We start from the raw sequence: 5,622 nt of genomic DNA on the forward strand, positions 1-5,622 counted from the left end.
GTTGTAGGCCTCGGCCCACTTGGCGTACAGCGGGGCCGGGAACGTGGCACCGGCGCCGGTGATGTCTTGAGCGAAGGCCATCGACGACACCGCGCTGACAGCCACCAGGGTGGCAACGGACCGGAACGACTTGAGATTCATGGGGCGCACCTTTCAGGTACTGGCTGGAGGAATGCCCGGGACTGTAAAAGTCCTGTGTGACAAGGCGGTGACACCACTGTCATCCAGCTCGGCTCGCCGCCGCGAAATTCGCGCTGACGCCCGGCAAACCGGGTTGTCATGAAGGATTCACGGCCCTGTCACATGGGATCCATATGCTGCCGGCCAGCCATCCCAACCCCTGAAGGACCCCTTCGATGAACAAGAGAACCTGGCTGATCGCCGCCACCTCCGCCCTGACCCTGCTGGCCGCCGGCTGCGCCACCACCCCGGCTCCGAAGACCGTCGCCGAAGTCGCCGCGACGACGCCCGAGCTGTCGACGCTGAACAAGCTGATCGGCGACGCCGGCCTCACCGCCACGCTGAGCGGCCCCGGCCCGTACACCGTGTTCGCGCCGACCAACGACGCCTTCAAGGCCGTGCCGCCGAAGACGATGGAGAACCTGGCCAAGGACAAGGCCGCGCTGGTCGCCCTGCTGAACTACCACGTGGTGCCGGGCCAGCTGACCTCGGCCGACATCAAGAACGGCCCGGCCAAGACGCTGCAGGGCGGCAACCTCGCGCTGTCGAAGTCCGGCACGTTCGTGACGGTCGAAGACGCCGTCGTGACCCAAGCCGACCTGAAGGCCAGCAACGGCGTCGTTCAGATCGTCGACCGCGTCTTCATCCCGGCAAAATAAGCCTCAGGCGCGCAAGGTATCCGCCAGGCGTTCGGCGCAGGCCTTGGCCTGCGCAGCGTCTCTGGCCTCGACCATCACGCGCACCAGCGGTTCGGTGCCGGACGGGCGGATCAGCAGGCGGCCGTCATTGCCCAGCTCGCGCTGCACGGCAGCCTGCGTCTCGGCCAGCTTCGGCGCGGACTTCCAGTCCTGCCCGGGCTTCAGCCGCACGTTGATCAACACCTGCGGGAACAGCGTCACCGCCTCGACCAGCTGGGCCAGCGACTTGCCGCTGCGGCTCACCGCCTGCAGCACCTGCAGCGCGCTGACGATGCCGTCGCCGGTGGTGTGCTTGTCGAGCGCCAGCAGGTGGCCCGAGCCCTCGCCGCCCAGCAGCCAGCCGCGCGCGGCCAGCTCTTCGAGCACGTAGCGATCACCGACCTTGGCTCGCACGAACTCGATGTCCTGCGCCTTCAGCGCCACCTCGACCGCCATGTTGGTCATCAGCGTACCCACCGCGCCGGGCACGCGCTGGCCCTGCGCCAGGCGGTCGGCCACCATCACGTAGAGCAGCTCGTCGCCGTTGTAGAGGCGGCCGTCGGCATCGACCAGTTGCAGGCGGTCGGCATCGCCATCGAGCGCGACGCCGTAGTCCGCCTGGTTCTCGCGCACCGCCTTGACCAGGGCGGCCGGTGCGGTGGCACCGAAGCCGGCGTTGATGTTGAGGCCGTCGGGGTTGCAGCCGATCGCGATGACCTCGGCACCCAGTTCGTGGAACACGTCGGGCCCGGATTGGTAGCCCGCCCCGTGCGCCGCATCGACGACGATCTTCAGGCCCTTCAGCGACAGGTCGTTGCTGAAGGTGCTCTTGCAGAACTCGACGTAACGGCCGCGCGCTGCCTCGAGCCGGCGCGCCTTGCCGAGCTGGGCCGAGTCGACCCATTGCGCGGGCTCTTCGAGGGCCGCCTCGACGCGCTGCTCCCATTCGTCGGGCAGCTTCTCGCCGCGCGCGGAAAAGAACTTGATGCCGTTGTCCGGGTAGGCGTTGTGCGAGGCGCTGATCACGACCCCGAGGTCCAGCCGCAGCGCGCGCGTGAGATACGCGACGCCCGGGGTCGGCAGCGGGCCGGTGAGCAGCACGTCGACGCCGGCCGATGCGAAACCGGCTTCGAGCGCCGACTCGATCATGTAGCCGGAGATCCGCGTGTCCTTGCCGATCAGCACCGTCGGCTTGGCAATGTCGGCCTTCAACACCCGGCCCACCGCATGGCCGAGGCGCAGCATGAAATCGGGGGTGATCGGCGATTGGCCGACGGTCCCGCGGATGCCGTCGGTGCCGAAATAGGTTCTGCTCATGCGCTTGTCTCCACGCCCAGGATCTGTGAGGACGGGATTTTGCGGCAACTAGCGCCCGCCGCCGTCGATCAGCCCGGCGGCACCCCACACCTTGAGGGCGTCCACTGTGGGGGTGACGTCGTGGACCCGCAACACACGGGCGCCGTTCTGGACGGCGGCCAGCGCCGCCGCCACGCTCGCGACCATCCRCTCGCCGACCGGCCGCCCGGTGATCGTCCCCAGGCTGCTCTTGCGCGACCAGCCCGCCAGCAGCGGGTAGCCGAGCTGCAGCAGTTCCCGCTGGCGCGCCAGCAGCGCGAAGTTGTGCGCGACGGTCTTGCCGAAGCCGATGCCCGGATCGAGCACGATGCGCTCGGCGGCGACGCCGCGCTGCGCGAGCGCAGCACCGCGGCCGGCGAGGAAATCGCGCACCTCGCCAACCACGTCGTCGTAGTGCGGCGCCACCTGCATCGATTTCGGCTCGCCCTGGGCGTGCATCAGGCAGATGCCGCAGTTGGGGTGCGAAGCAACCAGCGCCTCGGCGCCCGGCGCCTGCAGCGCGAAGATGTCGTTGACGATGTCGGCGCCCAGGTCGAGCGCGGCGCGCATCACCTCGGTCTTGTAGGTGTCGATCGACAGCGGCACCTGCAGCCGCAACGCCTCGCGCAGCACCGGCAACAGCCGCGCCAATTCGTCGGCCACCGACACCGCATCGGCGCCGGGCCGGCTCGATTCGGCGCCGAGGTCGAGGATGTCGGCGCCCTCCTTCAGCAGCTGCTCGCAGTGCGCCAGCGCGGCCTTCGTGCTCGCATGCTGTCCGCCGTCGGAGAACGAATCGGGCGTGATGTTGACGATGCCCATCACGCGCGGGCGCGTCAGGTCGATCGAGAAGCGCGTGGTCTGCCAGTGCATCGCGGGGCCCTGCTCAACCATGGAAAACGGGGCCGAAGCCCCGTCGTCTGAACAGCATCGATACGCTCAGGCCGCGGCCGGTGCGCCGTCCGGCTTGACCGGCGGCGTCGGGCCGCTCGGCTTGCCGGAGCTGGAACTCCAGTCCTTCGGCGGGCGCGGCGGGCGGTCGCCCATGATGTCGTCGATCTGGTCGGCGTCGATGGTTTCCCATTCGAGCAGCGCCTTCGCCATCGCGTGCATCTTGTCCTGGTTGTCCTCGATCAGCTTGCGGGCGATCGCGTACTGCTCGTCGATGATGCGGCGGATCACGTCGTCGACCTTCTGCATCGTCTGCTCGGACACGTTGACCTGCTTGGTCACCGAGCGGCCCAGGAAGACCTCGCTCTCGTTCTCGGCGTAGACCATCGGGCCCAGCTCGTCGGTCATGCCGTAGCGGGTGACCATGTCGCGCGCCATCGAGGTGGCACGCTCGAAGTCGTTCGACGCGCCGGTGGTCATCTGGTGCATGAACACTTCTTCGGCGATGCGGCCGCCGAACAGCATGCTGATGGTGTTCAGCATGTACTCGCGGTCGTAGCTGTAGCGGTCCTTCTCGGGCAGCGACAGCGTCACGCCCAGCGCACGGCCGCGCGGGATGATCGTGACCTTGTGCACCGGGTCGAGCTTGGGCAGCATGCGACCGATCAGCGCGTGGCCGGCCTCGTGGTACGCGGTGTTGCGGCGCTCTTCCTCGTCCATGACCATCGATTTGCGCTCGGCGCCCATCATGATCTTGTCCTTGGCGCGCTCGAAGTCGATCATCTCGACGACCCGGCCGTTGCGGCGCGCGGCGAACAGCGCCGCCTCGTTGACCAGGTTGGCCAGGTCGGCGCCCGAGAAGCCCGGGGTGCCGCGCGCGAGGATGTCGGCGCGGATGTCGGCACCGACCGGCACCTTGCGCATGTGCACGTTGATGATCTGCTCGCGGCCGCGGATGTCGGGCAGCGTCACGTAGACCTGGCGGTCGAAGCGGCCCGGGCGCAGCAGCGCGGGGTCGAGGATGTCGGGCCGGTTGGTGGCCGCCATCACGATCACGCCGAGGTTGGTCTCGAAGCCGTCCATCTCGACCAGCATCTGGTTCAGCGTCTGCTCGCGCTCGTCGTTGCCGCCGCCGAGGCCGGCACCGCGGTGGCGGCCGACCGCGTCGATTTCATCGACGAAGATGATGCAGGGCGCGCTCTTCTTGGCCTGCTCGAACATGTCGCGCACGCGCGCCGCGCCGACGCCGACGAACATCTCGACGAAATCGGAGCCGGAGATGCTGAAGAACGGCACCTTCGCCTCGCCGGCGATCGCCTTCGCCAGCAGCGTCTTGCCGGTGCCCGGAGGGCCGACCAGCAACACGCCGCGCGGAATGCGGCCGCCGAGCTTCTGGAACTTCTGCGGGTCCTTCAGGAAGTCGACCAGCTCCTTCACCTCTTCCTTGGCCTCGTCGCAACCGGCGACATCGGCGAAGGTGGTGGTGTTGTTGGCCTCGTCGAGCATGCGCGCCTTCGACTTGCCGAAGCTGAACGCACCGCCCTTGCCGCCGCCCTGCATCTGGCGCATGAAGTAGATCCACACGCCGATCAGCAGCAGCATCGGGCCCCATGAGCCSAGGATGCTCAACAGGATCGACGGCTCCTCGCGGGGCTTCACGTCGAACTTGACGTTGTTGTTGATCAGGTCACCGACCAGGCCGCGGTCGAGGAAGGTTGCGGTGGTGCGCAGGTCCTTGTCGTCGGTGGTCTTGGCCTTGATCTCGGTCCCGGAAGGCCCTTCCTGGAGCTGCACGCTCTTGATCCGCTTGCTGCGCACTTCCTCGAGGAAGTCGGAATAGCCGATCTGGCTGCCTTGCATTGCACCCTTGTCGAACTGCTTGAACACGGTGAACAGCACGAGTGCGATCACCAGCCAGACAGCGACTTTGGAGAACCATTGATTGTTCACCGCGGCTCCTTCTTGCGATAAATCCTCAGCGCGAGCACAGGACGTGCCCAGCATCCACGGCATCTGGGGGCGATTCTAGTCCACGCAACCCATGCGGTTTCACGAACGCTTATCGACCTGAATCCCCGGATTCTTGAGACCGATGCCAACCAGGAAGGTTTCGGACGATTTGTCGCGCGAAGCCTTCGGTTTGATCGGTTTCACGACCCGGAAGGTTTTCTTGAAAATCTGGACCAATTGGCTGTGGCCGCTGCCGTGGAAAACCTTGCTGACCAGTGCGCCATTCGGCGTCAGATGGTTCTGCGCGAATTCGACCGCCAGTTCCACCAGGTGCTCCATGCGGGCCGCATCGGAACTCTCGATGCCCGACAGATTGGGCGCCATGTCGGAAATCACCACGTCGACCGGCCGGCCCGCCACCAGCTCGTGCAGCTGCGCCAGCACCGCATCCTCGCGGAAATCGCCCTGGAAGAAGACGACGCCTTCGATCGGCTCGATCGGCAGGATGTCGAGCGCGATGATGGTGCCGTTCAGTTCACCGGCGGCGGCGCCCCCGAGGCCGCCGACCTCCTTCGGCGCGAACTTGCGG

The 5,622-nt window shown here is 67.1% G+C and carries 5 protein-coding genes and 1 pseudogene; 1 reads left to right on the forward strand and 5 read right to left on the reverse strand.

What is annotated here, in order from left to right; translation table 11 throughout:
• A pseudogene (locus AC1D12_RS22970) lies at nucleotides 1-141 on the reverse strand (phosphate ABC transporter substrate-binding protein PstS); the annotation flags it as partial.
• Between the two features lie 215 nt (nucleotides 142-356).
• On the opposite strand from AC1D12_RS22970, the gene AC1D12_RS22975 reads away from it, so the two are divergent.
• The gene (locus AC1D12_RS22975) at nucleotides 357-839 is read left to right on the forward strand and encodes a fasciclin domain-containing protein (protein WP_465113241.1); all 483 of its coding nucleotides are present in this window, start codon (nucleotides 357-359) and stop codon (nucleotides 837-839) included.
• Nucleotides 840-842: 3 nt separating this feature from the next.
• Here the strand turns inward: AC1D12_RS22975 and glmM are convergent, their stop codons facing one another.
• The 4 genes from glmM to AC1D12_RS22995 form a co-directional block, all read right to left on the reverse strand.
• A complete protein-coding gene (gene glmM / locus AC1D12_RS22980; RefSeq protein ID WP_465113240.1) occupies nucleotides 843-2,174 on the reverse strand; it encodes a phosphoglucosamine mutase in 1,332 nt (443 codons plus the stop codon).
• Between the two features lie 48 nt (nucleotides 2,175-2,222).
• On the reverse strand, nucleotides 2,223-3,065 hold the full coding sequence (gene folP, locus AC1D12_RS22985) for a dihydropteroate synthase (RefSeq protein WP_477843069.1): 843 nt from the start codon (nucleotides 3,063-3,065) through the stop codon (nucleotides 2,223-2,225).
• 66 nt (nucleotides 3,066-3,131) lie between these two features.
• Nucleotides 3,132-5,033 (reverse strand): ATP-dependent zinc metalloprotease FtsH, encoded by a 1,902-nt coding sequence (ftsH, locus tag AC1D12_RS22990; protein WP_047511524.1) that lies wholly within the window; start codon nucleotides 5,031-5,033, stop codon nucleotides 3,132-3,134.
• 99 nt (nucleotides 5,034-5,132) lie between these two features.
• The coding region (locus tag AC1D12_RS22995) for an RlmE family RNA methyltransferase (RefSeq protein WP_477843071.1) at nucleotides 5,133-5,622 on the reverse strand (490 nt) is incomplete at its 5' end.

This window comes from Rhizobacter sp. P1_G5 (assembly GCF_056405435.1).

Coding starts and splice junctions, on each gene's coding strand:
- AC1D12_RS22975 (WP_465113241.1), top strand. CDS start 357: ATGAACAAGAGAACCTGGCTGATCGCCGCCACCTCCGCCCTGACCCTG.
- glmM (WP_465113240.1), bottom strand. CDS start 2,174: ATGAGCAGAACCTATTTCGGCACCGACGGCATCCGCGGGACCGTCGGC.